This window comes from Citrobacter sp. RHBSTW-00859 (genome assembly GCF_013729795.1).
Classification (GTDB): Bacteria; Pseudomonadota; Gammaproteobacteria; order Enterobacterales; family Enterobacteriaceae; genus Citrobacter; species Citrobacter braakii.
On sequence record NZ_CP056284.1, the window covers coordinates 3,546,156 to 3,565,251 of the forward strand.

The following is a 19,096-nucleotide window of genomic DNA, read 5'->3' on the forward strand; positions in this document are numbered from 1 at the left end:
GTTTAACACGCTGACCCGATGACGTTTATTGGATATTTTGGAGCAGGTCACGCATGACAGGCCCAATCTTCTCAAACGCTTCAGGGGTTATGATATCGACATGCGCGCAGTCCTGACGATATACATCCAGACTGGATATCCACGGTGACCAACTGCGTTCAGGACTGACACCCGGCACTAAAGTGCGCTCAGCAACGAACAGCGTGGCGTGACCAGCAAACGGCACGCTGTGTGCCGTGGTGAGCAGGCGAACCGCATCGGCGTAGTTGCCTTCGATAGCATTAAATAAGGCCTCTGACGCATTCCCCTGCTGCGCTGCCAGAAACGCTTCACGTTCACGCTCGATCTCGGCCAGTACCGCGGGATCCAACCCATTGGCCTCCTTTTCCTGCCAGTTTTGCGTTTCCGGAGGCCAGGTATCCAGCAACCCCAGGAATGCAACTGTCTCTCCTCTGGCATGTAAGCGTGCGGCGATTCCCTGCGCCAACGTCCCCCCCAGCGAGTAGCCTAATAAATAATAGGGACCATGAGGCTGCTGGCTGAGCAGCGTTGCCAGGTGATGTTCGCATACCGCATCAAGGTTTTCCGCCGTCTGCATAGGGCCATCCGGTCGCGGCGACTGAATGCCAATAATCGACCACTGCGGACTGAGGTAACGCGACAGCACGCTAAACTGCCAGGCGAAACCCGACGCCGGATGGAAGCAAAACAGCGTTGGGCCATGACTTTCACGCAGCGGCAGCAGCGTCTCGAATCCCAGACGCTGCGACTTTTCATCATCATTGCTCTCCAGCAGTGCACTCAGTTGTTCAACAGTAGAAGCCACCATTATTTGCCCAGGCGTTACCTGACGCTCAAAAATCTGGCTCAACTGCGCTGCCAGTTTCATCGCCAGCAGCGAATGTCCGCCAAGCGCAAAGAAGTCAGCCTCTACGTCATTAACCTCGCAATCCAGCAAAGCCGCAAAAGACTGCGCGATGGCGGTTTCAGTCCCTGCTCGCGGCGCACGTCCTGACGTACGCGACGTCAACTGCGGCATCGGCAGCGCTTTACGATCCAGTTTACCGTTTGCACTCAGCGGCAGCTCCGCCAGTTGCAACAATACCGTCGGCACCATATGCGCAGGCAGTTTTTCACGCAGAGTTTCCCGCAATGCAGACGTATCTAGCGGTAACCCCGATTGCGACACCAGATACCCCACCAACTGTCGTGCATCGCCGCCTGTCGCCGCCGCCTGGTTGAATACGCAGGCGTGGGCTACGGCATGTTCGACATCTGGCAGCTGCTGCATCACCCGATCAATCTCACCGAGCTCAATGCGCTGTCCGCGAATTTTAAGCTGGTCATCGCTGCGCCCGAGGTATTCCACTGCGCCATTCTCCAGCCAGCGCGCCACATCCCCGGTACGGTACATGCGTTCACCAGGGTTAAATGGATCGGCGATAAAGCGGCTCGCGGTTAGATCCGCTCGCCCCAGGTATCCTTGCGCCAGTTGGATCCCCGTCAGATAGAGATCACCTGCCACGCCAAAGGGCACCGGGCGCATCATGGCGTCCAGGATCCGTAAACCGGTATTCCATACCGGATAGCCAATCGGCACGCTATTGCCCGTTACGGCAGCGAGATCGTCCCCCCAGGCCGGATACCAGCTCACATCGACCGCCGCTTCCGTTGGCCCGTATAAATTGTGCAGTGGCGCATGAGTCAACTGTTCCCATTCGCGGCATAAATCTGCAGGTAAGGCTTCGCCGCTGCAGAATACCCGTTTCAGCGAGGCACAGCTCTCCCGCGCGGTTTCCGGCGTCAGTGAAGCAACAAAAGCGGCCAGCATAGAGGGAACAAAGTGCGTGGTCGTCACCCCTGACTGCGCAAAGAACTGCTGCATCGCCAGCGGATCGCGGTGCGCTTCAGGTTCTGCCATGACCAGTTTTGCCCCGGCAATAAACGGCCAGAAAAACTCCCATACCGAGACGTCAAAACTGCACGGCGTTTTTTGCGCCACCACATCATCCGCGGTCAGAGGATAGTGATTTTGCATCCACAGCAAACGGTTAACGATGGCTGTTTGCCCAACCATCACCCCTTTTGGTCTGCCGGTAGAACCGGAAGTAAAAATAATATAGGCCGTATGATTAGGTTGAGATAGCGCCAGCGGTGCAGCATCCTCTTCTGGCAGCGGCGCGTTGTAGCACAGACTTTCCAGCTCCGGAATATCGCTAAAGCGCGCCAGTTGCTCTTCGGTCGCGATCAACAATTTTGGCTTCGCGTCTTCGAGCATCATCCGCAGGCGATCGTCCGGGTATCCGGTATCCAATGGCAGCCAGGCGGCTCCCGCCTCAACAATACCGTGCAGCGCCAGCGTGAGGAACACGGAACGCGGTAATGCCACGGCAACGCTGTCACCAGGCTGTACGCCACGCTCGCGCAGGCGGCGCGCCAGCGCCACAACCTGTTGGCGCATTTCACGATAGCTAAACTGATAGCGGGCATCAGCCAGCGCCGGGGCATCCGGCGTTTTATCGGCCTGCTGTGCCACCAGCGCGCTCAGCGTGGTGGACGGAATCGCCACGGTCGTGTCGTTAATCTTCGCCAGCCGCTCATGTTCTGTCGGCAACAGCATCCCGGCATCGCCGCAGCATAGCGACGGATTGTCGGCAAACTGCGCGATAAGCGCGGTTAAACGTGATGCATGTTGCGCCAGCGTCGCGGCATCGTAGCGCTGTTTATTGGCCAGGATTTCAATACTCAGCCCGCCGTTTTCATCCGGGAACAGCGCCAGCTCCAGATCGTTCACCGGACCTGTCGCCAACGTATGGGTTTGCGCCTGAACGCCAGGAATATTCAGTTGATAGTCGAATATTTTCACGTTCAGTACCGGGCCAAACAGCGGTTCGGCACCGGCTGCGCGCCCGCTGTCGCGAACAATTTGCTCAGCATCATATCGCTGATGTCGGCGCATTTTCTTCAACTGTGCGGCCAGTCGTTGGGCAAGTGCAGGCAAGCTTTCTGCCGCATTCAACTGCACGCCAAATGGCAGGACGTTTAAAACCGGTCCGGTGGACGTGAGCGCCGCCGAGCCCATACGCCGCATAAAGATAAACCCGGCGGCATATTCCATTCGGCTGCATAAACGTCCGAGCCACAGCGCCACCAGCGCAAGGGCCAGATCCGCACGCTGAACGTCTGGCATACGTGCCGCAAGCCGGCGAAACTCCCCTTCAGGCGCGGTTAACTTCAGACGAATAATATCCGCGCTGGCCGACCGCCCTGGCAGGGGTTTGTTAGACAGCGAAGCAGGAGGTGGGAGTTGCTTTCGCTGCTCGGTCCAGAAGGCGCCGTCGCGTTGCCAGGCATCGCTTTGCCGATACTGTTGATACTCTTCCACCACCTCAGAAAATGGCGTAAAAGGTGATTCCGGCGTGGGCTCGCCATGCAGCCATGCGCGGTAAATTGCGGCTATCTGGCGGGTAATGGCAGGGAAACTGAAGCCATCAATCAGCAGATGATGGTAACGCTGATACCAATACCAACGCTTTTCTCCCACCTGAATGAGCAGGTGAAAAACCAGCGGCTTAGTGCCATCAGCACGGATGTCCTGCTGCAGGTCTGCCTGCATCAAGGCGCGCGCTGCCGCATGCGGATCGGATTTTTCGCGCAGATCGATAATTTCTGGTGGCGCAAAGGCAAGCGCAGAGTCTACCCATTGCCAGACCTCGCCGTTATCTTCGCTAAACCGCATCCGTAGGGTATCGGCCTGCTCCAGACCCGCCACTACCGCTTTCGCCAGCAACGGTGCGTCCAGTTCGCCGGTTAATTCTACGTAGTGCGCCACGCTCCACGCTGAGGGCAATGTGGAGAGTTTTTCCGCCATCCAGATCCCCGGCTGAGCCGCAACTAACGGTAAACGTTGAGTCATGGAGCCTCCTGCACATCGACGTAGTTCGCTGGCGCCAACGTGGTCCAGTTTGCATCCAGCCATTGCTGGCAGGCTTCCTGTGATTGGGGTTCGCACGCGACCGTCCAGCCAGCAGGAAGTGAGCATTGCTGCGGCCAAAGGCTAAACTGACGTTGGGGATTTTGCAGAATGTAAAACTGGCCCTGCGGATTATCGAAGGGGTTACTGAATTCCATACTCAACTCCTGTCGTGGAACATCGTCCGGTTAAATCGTGTCGGTAAGCGGTTGCCAGAGCGTGATCAGCCCTTGCATCAGTCCGCCGCGCCAGCAAAGCGCATCGTGTCCACCATCAACCTGACGCCAGAAAATAGACTGTGGTGCAGAGGGTAACTGGGCATATAGCGCCTGATTTGCGCGATAAATAATGGGCTCGCGGATCCCGGCTTCCAGGACAATACGCAGCCCCTGGGCGCTTATCTTTCCGCTCTTCAGTTGCTCAACGATCGCCCCATCCTGATGACCACCGCGATGCGGCCACCAATAAGAGCCCGACTGGCTGAGCACGCAGCCAAAGCGCGCGGGCCAGTTAAGCCCGGCATACAGCGATGACAGCCCGCCAAAACTTTGCCCGGCGACGACGGTACGCTGCGGGTCGTCACTGAACGCGGTCGTGGTCTTCACCAGCGGCAATAACTCCTGCTGTACTGCCAACCAAAAATCCGCATTACACGGCAGTTCGCGGCTGCGGTGAGCCGTGTCGATGGTATCAATCAGGAGATAAACGGCGGGCGGGAGGTGTCCGCGATGGGTGAGTGAAGTCAGCGCAGGCCAGACCGGCATACTCTGTGCCCAAAACTGTCCGTCCAGCAGGATAGCCAGCGGACGCGCTTCCGGCTGAGCTTCACCAGTGGTAAACACCCACACGCGGCGTGTATTGCCGAGTCTGGCGCTACGCCATTGCAGGCAAACTGCGGGCGAGTCGGGGTTTTCAGGTCGATCCCATCCCGGTTGTACGGGTGCATCAGGCATTTCCAGCGCAGACACCGCATGACCACGACCGCCCTGCCAGCTCTGCGGATTGAGGGGATCGGCAATGGCCTGCGGCAACAATTGCCGCCAGCCTTCACGCAGCACGGTTCGGTCAGGCGCTTCGCCCGGCGTCTGCGCGGCAAAAATATCATTTCGTTCTGTTGGGATAAAACAGTAACTGCCGCGCCAGTTGGCGCTGAGGGAAACACTCCAGCACCAAACATTTGTTCCGTCAATGCGTTGCATCGACTGCGGGGTGGCATTTTGATGGTGGTCGGTGACGCCGGTGATATAGACCCATACGCGGTGAATGGCTGACTCTTTTTCCGTTCCCTGCGGGTCGCGCCACCAGAAGGTTACCCGATAATTTCCGTTGTCTTCACGCTCCCACTCCGGGCCTTTTTTTGACTGCCACCACGCCTCGCTTCCCATCTTTAACGTCGTCACCGCCATAACCCCATGTTTATTGTCAAATTTTATGATCTAGCGTGAAATATATTGATAATATTATTGATAACTATTTGCATTTGCAATAGCGTATTGTCGCGCTGTGGGAAGCGCGCACAGTTTTTCACCACTTATAAACCGGCCTGGCGCTGCGTACTTTTTCTGGAATGGAGGGTTTACGCGGATGCGGGCGACATCAGACCAAATGCCGCACCACGGCACATTGGTACTCGTGGCTAAAAGAACAGCAGGACATACAATGAACAACAAGATTCATTCACTGGCCTTATTGGTCAATTTAGGGATTTACGGGGTAGCCCTGCCAGCGATGGCAGAAGATCAAACCGATAGCGCCGCTGTCTCTCATGAAGACACCATCGTGGTTACCGCCGCCCAGCAGAACCTGCAGGCACCGGGCGTTTCAACCATTACCGCTGATGAAATTCGTAAGAATCCTCCCGCTCGCGATGTGTCGGAAATCATCCGTACCATGCCAGGCGTCAACCTGACCGGTAACTCAACCAGCGGTCAACGCGGCAACAACCGCCAAATCGATATTCGCGGCATGGGGCCGGAAAACACCCTGATTCTGATCGACGGCAAACCGGTAACCAGCCGTAACTCTGTGCGTCAGGGCTGGCGCGGCGAGCGTGATACCCGCGGCGATACTGCCTGGGTGCCACCAGAAATGATCGAACGTATTGAAGTGCTGCGCGGTCCTGCCGCGGCACGCTATGGCAACGGTGCGGCTGGCGGCGTGGTGAATATCATCACCAAAAAAGGCAGCAACGAATGGCACGGCTCCTGGGATACCTATTTCAACGCCCCGGAACATAAAGACGAAGGTTCAACCAAACGCACCAACTTTAGCCTGAACGGTCCGCTGGGCGGGGATTTCAGCTTCCGTTTGTACGGTAATCTCGATAAAACCCAGGCCGACGCGTGGGATATTAACGATGGTCACCAGTCTGCACGTACGGGCGACTACGCAGATACCATGCCAGCGGGTCGTGAAGGGGTAAAAAACAAAGATATCAACGGCCAACTGCGGTGGGATTTTGCGCCAATGCAATCGCTGGAGTTTGAAGCCGGCTACAGCCGCCAGGGCAATCTATACGCTGGCGACACCCAGAACACCAACAACGATAACAAAACCAACGGACTGGTAAAAAAATACTACGGTAAAGAAACCAACCGTATGTACCGTCAGAACTATGCGCTGACGTGGAACGGCGGCTGGGACAATGGCATTACCACCAGTAACTGGGCGCAATACGAACATACCCGCAACTCCCGTTTGGGTGAAGGTCTGGCAGGAGGTCTTGAAGGGCTATTTAACAGTAATCATTTTACCGACACTGACCTGGCGGATGTCACCCTGCACAGCGAAATTAGCATTCCATTCGACCTGTTTGTTAACCAAAATCTGACGCTCGGTACCGAATGGAACCAGCAGCGCATGAAGGACATGAGTTCCAATACTCAGACCTTTATGGGCGGTAATATTCCTGGGTCCAGCAGCACCAACCGCAGCCCGTACTCAGACGCAGAGATTTTCTCTCTGTTTGCTGAAAACAATATGGAACTGACCGACAGCACCATGCTGACGCCAGGTTTGCGTTTCGATCATCACAGCATTGTGGGCGATAACTGGAGTCCGTCCCTGAACCTTTCCCAAGGTCTGGGCGATGACTTCACCCTGAAGATGGGGATTGCGCGCGCCTATAAAGCGCCAAGCCTGTATCAGCTCAACCCGAACTACATTCTGTACAGTAAAGGTCAGGGTTGCTACGCCACCGGCTCAGCGACCGGTATTGGTTGCTACATGATGGGCAACGATGATCTGAAGGCCGAAACCAGTATCAACAAAGAGATTGGTCTGGAGTTCAAACGTGATGGCTGGCTGGCCGGAGTAACCTGGTTCCGCAACGATTATCGCAACAAGATTGAAGCAGGAACCGTACCGTTAAGCAGAACATCGATTACCCAGCAAAACCCGACCACAGGTAAAACAACAACAACCTACACCGATATCTATCAGTGGGAAAACGTGCCTAAAGCGGTGGTGGAAGGTCTGGAAGGGACGTTGAACGTGCCGGTTAGCGAGACCGTAACCTGGACCAACAACATTACCTACATGCTGCAAAGTAAGAATAAAGAGACCGGCGAACGCCTGTCGATTATTCCTGAATACACGCTGAACTCAACCCTGAGCTGGCAGGCACGCGAAGATCTGTCATTGCAATCCACCTTCACCTGGTACGGCAAACAGCAGCCGAAAAAATACGATTACCAGGGGAAACCGGTGACTGGCAGTTCAGCCCAGGAAGTGAGTCCGTACAGCATTGTCGGCCTGAGTGCGACCTGGGATGTGACGAAAAACGTCAGCCTGACCGGCGGCGTGGATAACGTCTTCGACAAACGTCTGTGGCGTGAAGGTAATGCCCAAACCACCAGCGACAACAAAACTGGCTATTACATGGCGGGCGCTGGCGCATACACCTATAACGAACCGGGCCGGACGTGGTTCATGAGCGTTAACACACACTTCTGATAACGTTTTTCCCTCTCCTCGCTGCGGGGAGAGGGAAACCGTAAGAAATCATGCACACAACGCACATCCAGCTCCCTTTCGCAGATCATACGCTGCACATTGTCGAATTTGATCCCGACACTTTCCATGAGCACGACCTGCTCTGGCTTCCCCACCACACTCAGCTCCACTTCAGTGGGCGTAAGCGTAAAGCTGAGCACTTAGCGGGGCGCATTGCCGCAGTCCACGCACTGCGTGAATTTGGCCACAAAACCGTGCCCGGCATCGGTGTGCAACGCCAACCATTGTGGCCGCAGGATCTGTTTGGCAGCATCAGCCATAGCGCAACAACGGCGCTGGCGGTCGTATCAACGCATCCCATTGGGCTGGATATAGAAGCTATTTTTACACCACAAACCGCAGTTGAGCTGGCTGATAGTATTATTGATAACCACGAACATCAGATTTTGCAGCATACCTGCCTGCCCTTTCCGCTCGCCTTAACCCTGGTATTCAGCGCAAAGGAGAGCCTGTATAAGGCGTTTTCCAATCAGGCATCGGGGCTACCAGGTTTCACCAGCGCAAAAATCACCGCACTCACGACTCAGCAATTAACATTACAAATCATGCCGTCATTTTCGGCAAACCTCGGCAATCAAGAAGTTCACGTTCATTGGTTTCAGCGTGATAAAAATATCGTGACGCTATTTCCATCCTCACCATCAGGATCGTGATCCTTTTCTCTTTTTAAGAAATTAGCTGCGCAAATCGTAGACAGTTCGATTATCTCGACTTATCGTTAACTTGAATAATAAATCATATTTGAATAAATATTCAAAGTGGAGAAAGAGATGAACAAGACCTTGATTAAATCCGTATTACTGGCCTCGATCCTTACCACATCGGGTTCGCTGTATGCTGCCGACAACGGACTGATTGCGATTATTACCCCTTCTCACGATAACCCGTTTTTTAAAGCCGAAGCCGACGGTGCAGTCGCCAAAGCAAAAGAGCTGGGATACGCCACGCTGGTTGCCTCTCATGATGATGACGTCAATAAACAAAACCAACTGATTGAGACTGCTATTGCTCGTAAAGCAAAAGCGATCATTCTCGATAATGCGGGTGCAGATGCCACCGTAGGGCCGCTGGAAAAAGCCAAAGCAGCGGGTGTAGCTGCTTTTCTGATCGATCGCGAAATCAATAAAACCGGTATCGCGGTGGCGCAAATCGTGTCGAATAACTATCAAGGCGCACAGCTCGGCGCAGAGAAGTTCGCCAGGTTACTGGACGGAAAAGGGAAGTACGTTGAACTGTTGGGACGTCAATCCGACACCAACGCCCATGTACGCTCGCAGGGGTATCACGATGTACTCGATGACTATCCGGACATGAAAATGGTAGCCCAGCAGACGGCAAACTGGAGCCAAACCGAAGCCTTTACCCGAATGGAAGCCATTTTGCAAACCAACCCAGATATCGTAGGCGTGATCTCAGGTAACGACACTATGGCGCTGGGTGCAGAAGCCGCACTAAAAGCGGCGGGGAAAAATAATGTCATCGTGGTCGGTTTTGATGGCAGCGACTACACCCGCGATTCAATCATTAATAAAAGCAATATTAAAGCGACAGTACTGCAGCCCGGCTGGCAGCAGGCACAAATGGCTGTTGAGCAGGCGGATTACTATCTGAAAAACGGCAAAGCCCAGAAAGAAGAAAAACAGCTCATGGATTGCGTGCTGATTGACGAAACCAATGCCAGCAAGCTGAACAAGTTCAACCTGAGCCACTAAGCGGAGGCACTATGTCGTTAACACAATGGGGTGCCGCGCTGGTTGGATGCGCCACCCTGTTGCTGACGGCCTGTACGGTAGTTGACCTCGACGAAAACGGCAAACCAATTATCCCGGCCGATCCTCAGGCCAAAGCCAGTTTCGACAACCAGACTCCCGATCAGATCGCGCAACAAACCTGGCAATCCCGCGTCCTGGAAGCGGCACAGCAACATGTTCTGGATGCTTCAGCGCTGACCACTCGCCTGAAGGCCCCCTCACCCGCTCCCGAAAGCGTGTTTGTACGCCTGACCAGCCAGATTGATAGCGTCGACACCACCAATGGGCGAGAGCACACCATCGTGGTGAGGGTCAATGATATGCCCGTCACGATTCAGATTGGCCCGGTAATGCGTGGCAATGCTATTCGCGATGCCAGTGGTTTCAAGTTTGAAGATTTTACTAACCAGGTTCAGTTTGCCCAACTGTCACGGGCTTATAACCGTGAAGCGGCGAAACAGTTACCCGCCGTTGACACTAGCTGGCAAGGGAAGACTGCCACGGTGCTGTTCGCCGTGACGTTGAATGCTGGAAAAGCGGAAAACGCAGCAGCACTGACGCTGGAACAGGAGGCTCACTAATGCGCAATACCTCAGCGGATGACATCATCCTGCGCACGCATGCCATTTCAATGCTGTTTCCCGGCACAATTGCGCTGGACAGCGTCGATTATCAGGTCTGGCGTGGCAAGGTGAATGTGATTATTGGTGAGAATGGTGCGGGGAAATCGACGTTGATGAAGATCCTCGCTGGCGTTCAGCAACCCAGTAGCGGTGAGATGTCGCTCAATGGAAATCCCGTGCGCTTTGCCAGCACCCGGGATGCTGCGGCACATGGAATTGGTATGGTGCATCAGGAGTTAAACCTGTTTGAGAACCTCACCGTCGCGGAAAACATTTTCCTCGGTCGGGAGATTCAAAAAGGCGTGGCCCCCATCAATGAGGCCGAGCAAGAGAAACGCACCGCGGAATTATTAACCCGGCTCGATCAGCCGATATCACCGCGCGACCTGGTTGGCAATCTCAAAGTAGGGCAGCAACAGCTGGTCGAAATCGCCAAAGCACTGGCTGAAGATGCAGATATCCTGATTCTTGATGAACCCACCTCAGCGCTCAGTAAAACTGAAGTCGAGATTCTGTTTCGCGTGATCCGTGAACTTACTCGCCAGGGTGTGTCGATAATCTATATCTCCCATCGTCTCGAAGAATTGATGGCAATTGGCGATGTGATCACTATTTTACGCGATGGTAAATTTCAAGCCGAAGCCAAGGTTATCGACATCGATGTCCCGTGGATTGTGCGCGAGATGCTGGGCAGTGATCCGGTAAGCAACTTTCTCGAACCCGGCCGCACGTTTGGAGCTCCGGTTCTGGAAGCTGAACATATCACCTGCGTGAATACCGCTGGCAGCGCAGTCGTCAATGACGTCACCTTTAACGTTCATGCCGGTGAAATTGTCGGTATCTATGGACTTATGGGGGCTGGGCGAACCGAATTGTTCGAGTGCTTGTTAGGTACTGAGCGCAACTACCTCGGAAAACTGTGGCTCGACAGCAAACCGGTCCCGCAGCGCTTAACCACCGCCGATCGCATCCGTATGGGAATGAGTCTGGTGCCGGAGGATCGCAAGCGCACGGGGATTTTCCCCATTTCATCCGTCGCCACCAATCTGACCATTGCCAGCCTTTGGCGGCGTCTGCAACGTGGTTTTGCCATTGCCCGCAAAGATGAAGAGGCCGTGGTCGCCAGCACAATTGGCAATCTGTCGATAAAAGTCTCCTCGCCAGAGGTTGAAATTCAGGCGCTGAGCGGAGGGAACCAGCAAAAAGTGGTGATTGGTCGCTCTCTGCTCACCAATCCCAAAATTCTCTTTCTTGACGAACCCACACGCGGCATCGATGTCGGGGCGAAAGCCGATGTGTTCCGCATGATGGTCCAGCTTTCCCAGCAAGGTATTGCTGTGGTCTTTTCCACCTCAGATTTAAAAGAAATTATGGCGGTTTCTGACCGCATTCTGGTGATGTCCGGCGGCAAGCTAACTGCCGATATCGCCCGCGATCGTGCCGAAGAATCGGCGCTGGTAACCGCAAGTGCTCAGGGGTTCTGATATGAAAACACTACAATCCGCCACCATCGCGCCTCGCTCCACAGTCGCCTTCTCTCGGGAAAATATCCTGCTACTAATCCTAAAACTGCGCACTTTTATTGCACTGTTTTTAATCGTCGGGTTCTTTGCCTTCACCGTACCGGGATTTCTCTCTGGCGGCAGCATGGTCATTATGATCAAGCATATCGCCATTAACGCCTTTCTGGCGCTGGGGATCACGTTTGTCATTATTACCGCCGGGATTGATCTCTCAATTGGCGCTACGCTTGGGCTGTGCGGCATGGTCGCAGGATGGCTAATCACTAAAGGCATTGTATTGCCAATGTTCGGCATCGCAATTTTCCCCAGCGTCTGGGTGATTGTGCCTGTCGTCTTGTTGATTGGTGGGCTGATTGGCGCGGCGAATGGTTGGATCATCACCCACTATAACGTCGCACCGTTTATTTGTACGCTCGGAACCATGTACGTTTTGCGCGGGGCGGCGATGCTGACCTCCGATGGGCAAACCTTTCCCGGGCTTTCCGGCAATCCGCAGCTCGGCAATACCGGTTTTGATGAGATTGGTGCCGGTACACTGTTTGGGATTCCGTGGGCCATCTGGATGATGATTGTGCTGGCACTGGTCATTGCTTACGTCGCTCGTCGTCTACCCTTTGGTCGCCACGTTTACGCCATCGGGGATAACGAGCGCGCTGCTGAGCTGTCAGGGGTAAAAGTAAAACAGGTGAAAATCTGGGTGTATACCCTATCCGGACTGTGTGCCGCGATTGCTGGAATTGTGGTCTCGGCACAGCTTTCCGCCAGTCATCCGGCCAACGGTACGGCATTTGAGATGAACGCCATTGCCGCAGTGGTTCTCGGCGGTACGTCACTGGCCGGTGGACGGGGCACGATTTTAGGCACGCTGATTGGCGCTTTCGTTATCGGTTTTCTGGCCGATGGTCTGGTGATGATGGGCGTCAGCGAGTTCTGGCAAATGGTGATTAAAGGTATCGTGATTATCGTCGCGGTCATCATCGACCAGATGCAAAACCGGATGCAGCAAAAAGCCGCGGTGGTAGCACAAAAGGCGGCGATGGAAAGTCAGTAATCCCCTCTGAAAAGTCTGATATGCACAACCAGACAGCTCCAGGGGCCTCCTGGGGCTGTCAATTGTTTAACTCACCGTGACATCACCCTTTCACCAGACTGCGGGCTGTCGGGTAGTCGGTGATCAATACGTCAATATAATTCCCCTGCAATGCCCCGCGTATCGCATTCTGTTTTTCCACACCACCAGCCAAAGCAATCACGTGGTTACACTCCCGAATCTGCGAAAGCTCCATTCCGATGACCGGGTCTTCCTCATGGCTGAGTACCGGGTTACCTGCTGCATCGTAATAATGCAGACAGATATCGCCTACTGCGCCGCGCTCGGCGAGCAGTCGCAACATTTCTTCGTTGTAGTAGTTGCCTGAGTTTTTCAGCAATTGAGAAGGCTCCAGTTCGCCAATACCGACAATTGCCACATCCACTTCAGCAAACTTTTCAACCACCGCGGCAACGTCAGGGCTGTTAACCAACCGTGTACGCTCTTCAACCGAATGCTCAATACTTTGTGAAGGCAGCAGCCAGGCCGGACAGCCAAGGTGCGCTGCCAACTGTTGCGTAAGAATCGTGGCCTGCACGTTACCATTCGGCCCTACGCCGCCCAGCAGTTGGATCACCCCCGCCGCACGGATATTTTGCGGGTGCATCTCATCGACCATACAGCGAATGGTGCTACTCCAGGAGGAAATTCCAACCAAGTCCTCGGCTCGCAGGCGGGTTTCAACGTAATGCGCCGCCGCACTGCCAATAGCATGCTTAATTTGCGTATTGCTGGGGTTGTCACCGACATCCACGACAATCGCCTGACGAATACCAAACTGCTCTTCAATGGCTTTTTCCAGCGCCACAAAGATATTGGTCGGCTGTACGACGGTGATTTTCACCAGCCCTTCTTTCTGACAACGCGTTAAAGCACGGGAGACAAAGGACTGCGACAAATGCAGCAGCGTGGCGATTTCAGACTGTTTTTTATTTTCGGCGTAGTAAAGCGTGGCAATCTTAACCAGCAACCGCTGTTCATCCTGCTTTGACATGGCATTCCCCCTGATAAACTGCCTGTTATTTTTATTCATACCTGAATAGATAACAAGTCATCAGTACCTTTCCAGTTATCACGTTAGTGTGATCCTTTTCTCTTTTCTCCAAAATTTGGTGGCACAAGCCGTAGACAAACCGCCAGACAAGGCATATCTTTAATCGTGAATAATAAATCAGTAGTGAATATTTATTCTAACCAATAACGACTGACTGTTTTATCTGCAGATTACGTAGTGGGTAGAGAGACAGTTGCACTACTGCACTCACACGGAATATTTATTCGTTTAAGATTAAACATTCAAGAGGTGTCTTATGAATCCGTTTTCGCTCTCAATACCAGAGCTAGAAAAGAAAGCACGTGCCGTGCGTCGCCGCATTATCGTGTTGAATGCTGAAAGCCCGGCTGGCGGGCACACTGGCGCAGACCTGTCGCAGGTTGAACTGCTGACAGCACTCTATTTTCGCATCCTGAATTGCTCCCCGGAGATTAAAGAGAGCGACGAGCGCGATATCTACATCCAGTCAAAAGGTCACGCTGTGGGCGGTTACTACTGTGTCTTGGCAGAAGCCGGTTTTATTCCTGTGGACTGGCTGGCGACCTATCAACACGCCGATTCGCATCTGCCGGGGCATCCGGTAAAACATAAAACGCCAGGAATTGAATTGAATACCGGAGCTCTAGGTCACGGTCTGCCGGTTGCAGTAGGGATTGCGCTGGCGGCTAAACGCAGCAACAGCAAACGCCGGGTGTTTGTCGTCACCGGTGATGGTGAACTGGCCGAAGGCAGCAACTGGGAAGCAGCACTGGTCGCTGCCCACTATAAACTGGATAACCTGATTATCATCAACGACAAAAATAACCTCCAGCTTGCCGGATCAACCAAAGAGATCATGAACACCGATCCGCTGGATGAAAAATGGCGAGCCTTCGGTATGCAAGTCACAGAGTGTCGCGGGAACGATATGAGTGATGTGGTACGCACGCTGGAAGGATTACCCCCTGAAGGCAAGCCATATGTCGTCATTGCACACACCACCAAAGGAGCCGGGATCTCTTTTATCCAGGGCCGCCCGGAATGGCACCATCGCGTGCCAAAAGGAGAAGAAGTTGAACTGGCGCTGGAGGAACTGAAAGATGCGTAATAGCGAACACCTCGCCACCGTCATGGTGAACACGTTAATTGCTGCGGTCAAACGTGGAATGGATGTTGTGCCAGTGGTGGCTGACTCAACATCAACAGCAAAAATCGCCCCATTTATGAAGGAATTTCCCGATCGTCTGGTCAACGTGGGTATTGCCGAACAGACGTTGGTCGGTGCTGCTGCCGGACTGGCGCTGGGCGGTAAAATCGCCGTCACCTGTAACGCTGCGCCCTTCTTGATTTCACGGGCCAATGAGCAAATTAAAGTCGACATTTGCTACAACAATACCAACGTGAAGTTGATTGGCCTGAACGCAGGGGCCAGCTACGGACCGCTCGCCAGTACGCACCACAGCATTGATGATATTTCCGTGCTACGCGGTTTTGGCAATATTGAGATTTACGCCCCGTCCTGTCCGGTGGAATGCCGACAGATTCTCGATTACGCCTTAAGCCACATAGGTCCGGTTTATATTCGCCTGGATGGCAAAGCCTTACCCGAATTACACGACGAAAACTACCAGTTCGCGCCGGGTAATATCGATATTTTGCGCAAAGGAAAAGATGTCGCACTGGTGGCAATGGGCTCAACTGTGCATGAAATTGTCGAGGCTGCCACAGTGCTGGAACAGGCGGGTATTGACGCCAGCGTAATCAGTGTACCGTCAATTCGTCCCTGCAATACCCAACAGTTACTGGCAGCTTTAACCCACTGCAAGGCAGTGGTTAGCGTGGAAGAACATAACATTAATGGCGGCGTGGGAAGTCTGGTGGCTGAAGTGCTGGCAGAAGCTGGCTGTGCTATTCCACTGCGTAGATTGGGGATTGCCGATGGCCAATATGCAATCGCAGCCGATCGTGCAGCAACGCGCGCGCACCATGAAATTGACGCGGCGGGTGTCGTGAAAAACGCCACCGCACTGTTGCTGGCAACACGATAAAACAATAACAACAGAACACTTACTGGAGAAAGCGATGTCACGAATTCCTCATCAGTTGACCATGGCGGTGATTATTGGCAATCGGGGATTTTTCCCGAGCTATCTGGTTGCTGAAGCCCGCGAACAAGCCAGCGTGCTCTTTGAGCGGCTGGGCATTAACACCATAATGCTCAACGAAACGCAGACAGAACTCGGCGGTGTTGAAACCCGTCAGGATGCGAAAGTTTGTGCTGAACTTTTCCGCGCTCACCGCGACAAGATCCACGGTGTGGTGGTACTACTGCCGAACTTTGGCGATGAAAAAGCGATAGCGGAAACGCTGCGACTTTCCGGTTTAGATGTCCCGGTTCTGATCCAGGCGCAGGAAGACAACTTGGATAAAATGGGGCTTGCCACTCGCCGTGACAGCTTCTGCGGCAAGATCTCCCTGTGCAATAACATGCGCCAGTACGGTATTCCGTTTACGCTAACCACCCAGCATGTCTGCGACCTGTCAGGCGAGGTGTTTGCACAAGACCTGAAACGTTTCGAACAAATCTGTCGCGTGGTCGCCAGCATGCGCGGAGTTCGCGTCGGCGCTATCGGCGCACGTCCAGCCGGGTTTAACACCGTCCGCTACAGCGAAAAATTGCTCGAAAGACTGGGTATTGCCGTCGAAACACTGGATCTGTCTGAAGTCTTTACCCGCATCAAACGACTGCGCGACGACGATATCCGGGTGGATGAAAAACGCCGCCTGTTGATGGATAACGCCGACGCCAGCGCCATTCCAGCCGACAAACTGGTCACCATGGCAAAACTGTTTGTCGTTATCAGCGAATGGGTCATCGCTAATGATATTGATACGACTGCCATCCAGTGCTGGACCTCGCTGCAGGAAAATTTAGGCATCAACGTGTGCTCAATCATGAGCGTGATGTCCGGGCAGTTAATGCCCAGTGCCTGCGAAGTGGATGTGATGGGCGCGTTGTCAATGTACGCCCTCGCCAGCAGCAACTTAAGTCCAGCATCCATTGCCGACTGGAATAATAATTTCGGCGACGATCGTGATAAATGCGTTCTTTTTCACTGCGGTAATTTCGCATCAGCCAGTCTGGACAGCCCGAAGATGGGGACGGCGGATATCATCGGTACCACCGTCGGTAAAGAGAACACCTGCGGTGCAGTTCACGGTCGTATGAAAAGCGGTGCCTTGACCTACTTCCGCCTGAGTACCGACGATTTAACCGGCGAAATCAAAGCCTACGTCGGCGAAGGGCTATCGGTTGACGATCCGCTGGACACTGTCGGCTGCCGAGCGGTAATCCAGGTACCTCATCTGGAGAATCTACTGGCCTGGATTTGTCGTAATGGCTTTGAGCATCACGTGGCAATGAACCATTCCGCCAGCGCAGAGGTACTGCATGAAGCTTTCACCCGCTATCTCGGGGTGGATACCTTTTTCCATCGCTAATACTCAGGGAAACCGAAGGGCTGGAGAAAACAATGTCAGCACAAAAAGACATTATTATTGCGCTTGATGAAGGCACCACCAATGCCAAAGCCGTAGCGCTGGATGGTCAGGGAAACGTGGTCGCGAAGTTCTCCCGCGCGCTGGCGATCCACACGCCCCGTGAAGGCTGGGTTGAGCAGTCAGGTGATGCACTTCTGGACGCATCACTGGATGTTGTGGCACAAGCCATTACCTGCGTCGGCGCACAACGCGTCGCAGCGCTGGCGATCAGCAATCAACGTGAAACGGCGATAGGCTGGTATCGTGCCAGCGGTCGCCCTCTCGGCCCTGCTATCACCTGGCAATGTTCGCGCACGGCCGATTTTTGCCGTGCATTACGTGAACAGGGGCACGAGGCGTACATAAAATCCATCACCGGATTACCCGTTGCCCCACTCTTTTCCGCCTCTAAAATGCGCTGGCTGCTGGAGTCAGTTCCCAACGGTATGACGCTCGCACAGCAAGGGGAAATATGTCTCGGGACCATCGATAGCTGGTTACTGTGGAACTTAACGCACGGCGAGGAATTTCGTTGCGATATCTCCAACGCTTCACGCACGCAGTTGCTCAATCTCAACAGCGGACAATGGGATAACGAGATGTTGGCTCTATTCGGTATTCCGCAGCAGGCGTTGCCCGAAGTTTGCCCTTCCAGCCACCATTTTGGCGTAACAAAAGGTCTGGAGAGGATACCTGATGGAATCCCTATTCTGGCGATGATTGGCGACTCTCATGCTGCGCTTTTTGCCCATGGGCTGGGTATGGAAGGCTGCGTCAAAGCGACCTATGGCACCGGATCTTCCGTTATGGCACCCGTATTCTCGGCGCAGTCCGAGGTGAGCGCGCTGGCAACGACCATAGCCTGGCATGACGGTGACACCCTGGTCTACGGACTGGAAGGTAATATTCCGCATACGGGAGATGCCGTCGCATGGATGGCCGATAGCACAGGTCTAAGCGAATTACCGGAAGAGCAACTGCTTCATGAGCTCAATACGCTGCCCGCCACGGTTGACTCCACGCTGGGCGTCTATTTTGTTCCGGCACTTACTGGGCTGGGCGCGCCCTGGTGGGATGAAGATGCCCGGGGGTTGATTCACGGTCTCAGCCGCGGAGTGAAACGCGCACATCTGGTACGTGCGGCACTGGAGTCGATTACCTATCAGATTGCCGATGTTGTTTTAGCGATGCGTCAGCACAACGGTTTTCGACTCAGCGCGTTAATGGTTGATGGCGGGCCAACAAAAAATGACTGGCTAATGCAGTATCAAGCCGATTTATTGGGCTGTCCGGTGATGCGCAGCGATATCCCTGAACTTTCCGCTATCGGTGCCGGATTGCTGGCACGCAAGAAGCTGCAGGGTGCATCTACCAGCCAGTTGCGAGATTATCTGCCCGATCACGTATCGTTCCAGCCAAACATGGCGCGCCATGGGAGATTGCAAAAACGCTGGCATGAATGGCAAGGAGCCGTCGAACGCACCCGTTGGCAAACCCGTTAATAAATCAACGCTAATGATAAATGCGCCCGCAGCCATAACTGACTGTG

General features: G+C 54.0%; 14 protein-coding genes. 10 read left to right on the forward strand and 4 right to left on the reverse strand.

The features are described 5' to 3' along the window. Positions 1-25: 25 nt before the first annotated feature. Genes entF through fes form a run of 3 tightly spaced genes read right to left on the reverse strand, consistent with a single transcriptional unit; the run spans position 26 to position 5,379 of the window. A complete protein-coding gene (gene entF / locus HV302_RS17740) occupies positions 26-3,916 on the reverse strand; it encodes an enterobactin non-ribosomal peptide synthetase EntF (RefSeq protein ID WP_181626365.1) in 3,891 nt (1,296 codons plus the stop codon). After that, positions 3,913-4,131, reverse strand: coding sequence for an MbtH family protein (locus HV302_RS17745; RefSeq protein WP_095715175.1), 219 nt, complete (start codon positions 4,129-4,131; stop codon positions 3,913-3,915). Before HV302_RS17745 ends, entF begins: the two co-directional genes overlap by 4 nt. Before the next feature lie 30 nt (positions 4,132-4,161). Further along, positions 4,162-5,379 (reverse strand): enterochelin esterase, encoded by a 1,218-nt coding sequence (gene fes, locus HV302_RS17750; protein WP_016152189.1) that lies wholly within the window; start codon positions 5,377-5,379, stop codon positions 4,162-4,164. A gap of 253 nt (positions 5,380-5,632) precedes the next feature. On the opposite strand from fes, the gene HV302_RS17755 reads away from it, so the two are divergent. From HV302_RS17755 to HV302_RS17780, 6 genes are all read left to right on the forward strand, one after another. Continuing rightward, a complete protein-coding gene (locus HV302_RS17755; protein WP_181626366.1) occupies positions 5,633-7,927 on the forward strand; it encodes a TonB-dependent siderophore receptor in 2,295 nt (764 codons plus the stop codon). Between the two features lie 50 nt (positions 7,928-7,977). Then, positions 7,978-8,640, forward strand: a complete 663-nt coding sequence (gene entD, locus HV302_RS17760; protein WP_181626367.1) for an enterobactin synthase subunit EntD — start codon at positions 7,978-7,980, stop codon at positions 8,638-8,640. A 117-nt stretch (positions 8,641-8,757) separates the two neighbouring features. Next, positions 8,758-9,699, forward strand: a complete 942-nt coding sequence (locus tag HV302_RS17765; RefSeq protein WP_016152186.1) for a D-ribose ABC transporter substrate-binding protein — start codon at positions 8,758-8,760, stop codon at positions 9,697-9,699. Positions 9,700-9,710: 11 nt separating this feature from the next. After that, entirely contained in the window at positions 9,711-10,319 is a 609-nt protein-coding gene (locus tag HV302_RS17770; RefSeq protein WP_016152185.1) for a DUF2291 family protein, read from the forward strand. Then, positions 10,319-11,845: a sugar ABC transporter ATP-binding protein gene (locus HV302_RS17775; RefSeq protein WP_016152184.1), complete on the forward strand. Its 1,527-nt coding sequence runs from the start codon at positions 10,319-10,321 to the stop codon at positions 11,843-11,845. The genes HV302_RS17770 and HV302_RS17775 overlap by 1 nt, the downstream gene beginning before the upstream one ends. Before the next feature lies 1 nt (position 11,846). Beyond that, the gene (locus HV302_RS17780) at positions 11,847-12,935 is read left to right on the forward strand and encodes an ABC transporter permease (protein ID WP_181598480.1); all 1,089 of its coding nucleotides are present in this window, start codon (positions 11,847-11,849) and stop codon (positions 12,933-12,935) included. Between the two features lie 82 nt (positions 12,936-13,017). Here HV302_RS17780 and HV302_RS17785 read toward each other — a convergent pair whose 3' ends face one another. Next, a complete protein-coding gene (locus HV302_RS17785; RefSeq protein ID WP_047358065.1) occupies positions 13,018-13,968 on the reverse strand; it encodes a sugar-binding transcriptional regulator in 951 nt (316 codons plus the stop codon). 316 nt (positions 13,969-14,284) lie between these two features. Between HV302_RS17785 and HV302_RS17790 the strand changes: the two genes are divergently transcribed. Genes HV302_RS17790 through HV302_RS17805 form a run of 4 tightly spaced genes read left to right on the forward strand, consistent with a single transcriptional unit; the run spans position 14,285 to position 19,049 of the window. Continuing rightward, positions 14,285-15,115, forward strand: coding sequence for a transketolase (locus tag HV302_RS17790; RefSeq protein ID WP_137379418.1), 831 nt, complete (start codon positions 14,285-14,287; stop codon positions 15,113-15,115). Further along, the gene (locus HV302_RS17795) at positions 15,108-16,055 is read left to right on the forward strand and encodes a transketolase family protein (RefSeq protein WP_137367282.1); all 948 of its coding nucleotides are present in this window, start codon (positions 15,108-15,110) and stop codon (positions 16,053-16,055) included. The genes HV302_RS17790 and HV302_RS17795 overlap by 8 nt, the downstream gene beginning before the upstream one ends. A 34-nt stretch (positions 16,056-16,089) precedes the next feature. Beyond that, the gene (locus HV302_RS17800) at positions 16,090-17,508 is read left to right on the forward strand and encodes an L-fucose/L-arabinose isomerase family protein (RefSeq protein ID WP_047358063.1); all 1,419 of its coding nucleotides are present in this window, start codon (positions 16,090-16,092) and stop codon (positions 17,506-17,508) included. A 32-nt stretch (positions 17,509-17,540) separates the two neighbouring features. After that, on the forward strand, positions 17,541-19,049 hold the full coding sequence (locus HV302_RS17805) for an FGGY family carbohydrate kinase (protein ID WP_047358062.1): 1,509 nt from the start codon (positions 17,541-17,543) through the stop codon (positions 19,047-19,049). Positions 19,050-19,096 lie beyond the last annotated feature (47 nt).

Bases quoted from the DNA above. Each gene is read 5' to 3' on its own strand.
- entF (WP_181626365.1), bottom strand. From the start codon at position 3,916: ATGACTCAACGTTTACCGTTAGTTGCGGCTCAGCCGGGGATCTGGATG.
- HV302_RS17745 (WP_095715175.1), bottom strand. From the start codon at position 4,131: ATGGAATTCAGTAACCCCTTCGATAATCCGCAGGGCCAGTTTTACATT.
- fes (WP_016152189.1), bottom strand. From the start codon at position 5,379: ATGGCGGTGACGACGTTAAAGATGGGAAGCGAGGCGTGGTGGCAGTCA.
- HV302_RS17755 (WP_181626366.1), top strand. From the start codon at position 5,633: ATGAACAACAAGATTCATTCACTGGCCTTATTGGTCAATTTAGGGATT.
- entD (WP_181626367.1), top strand. From the start codon at position 7,978: ATGCACACAACGCACATCCAGCTCCCTTTCGCAGATCATACGCTGCAC.
- HV302_RS17765 (WP_016152186.1), top strand. From the start codon at position 8,758: ATGAACAAGACCTTGATTAAATCCGTATTACTGGCCTCGATCCTTACC.
- HV302_RS17770 (WP_016152185.1), top strand. From the start codon at position 9,711: ATGTCGTTAACACAATGGGGTGCCGCGCTGGTTGGATGCGCCACCCTG.
- HV302_RS17775 (WP_016152184.1), top strand. From the start codon at position 10,319: ATGCGCAATACCTCAGCGGATGACATCATCCTGCGCACGCATGCCATT.
- HV302_RS17780 (WP_181598480.1), top strand. From the start codon at position 11,847: ATGAAAACACTACAATCCGCCACCATCGCGCCTCGCTCCACAGTCGCC.
- HV302_RS17785 (WP_047358065.1), bottom strand. From the start codon at position 13,968: ATGTCAAAGCAGGATGAACAGCGGTTGCTGGTTAAGATTGCCACGCTT.
- HV302_RS17790 (WP_137379418.1), top strand. From the start codon at position 14,285: ATGAATCCGTTTTCGCTCTCAATACCAGAGCTAGAAAAGAAAGCACGT.
- HV302_RS17795 (WP_137367282.1), top strand. From the start codon at position 15,108: ATGCGTAATAGCGAACACCTCGCCACCGTCATGGTGAACACGTTAATT.
- HV302_RS17800 (WP_047358063.1), top strand. From the start codon at position 16,090: ATGTCACGAATTCCTCATCAGTTGACCATGGCGGTGATTATTGGCAAT.
- HV302_RS17805 (WP_047358062.1), top strand. From the start codon at position 17,541: ATGTCAGCACAAAAAGACATTATTATTGCGCTTGATGAAGGCACCACC.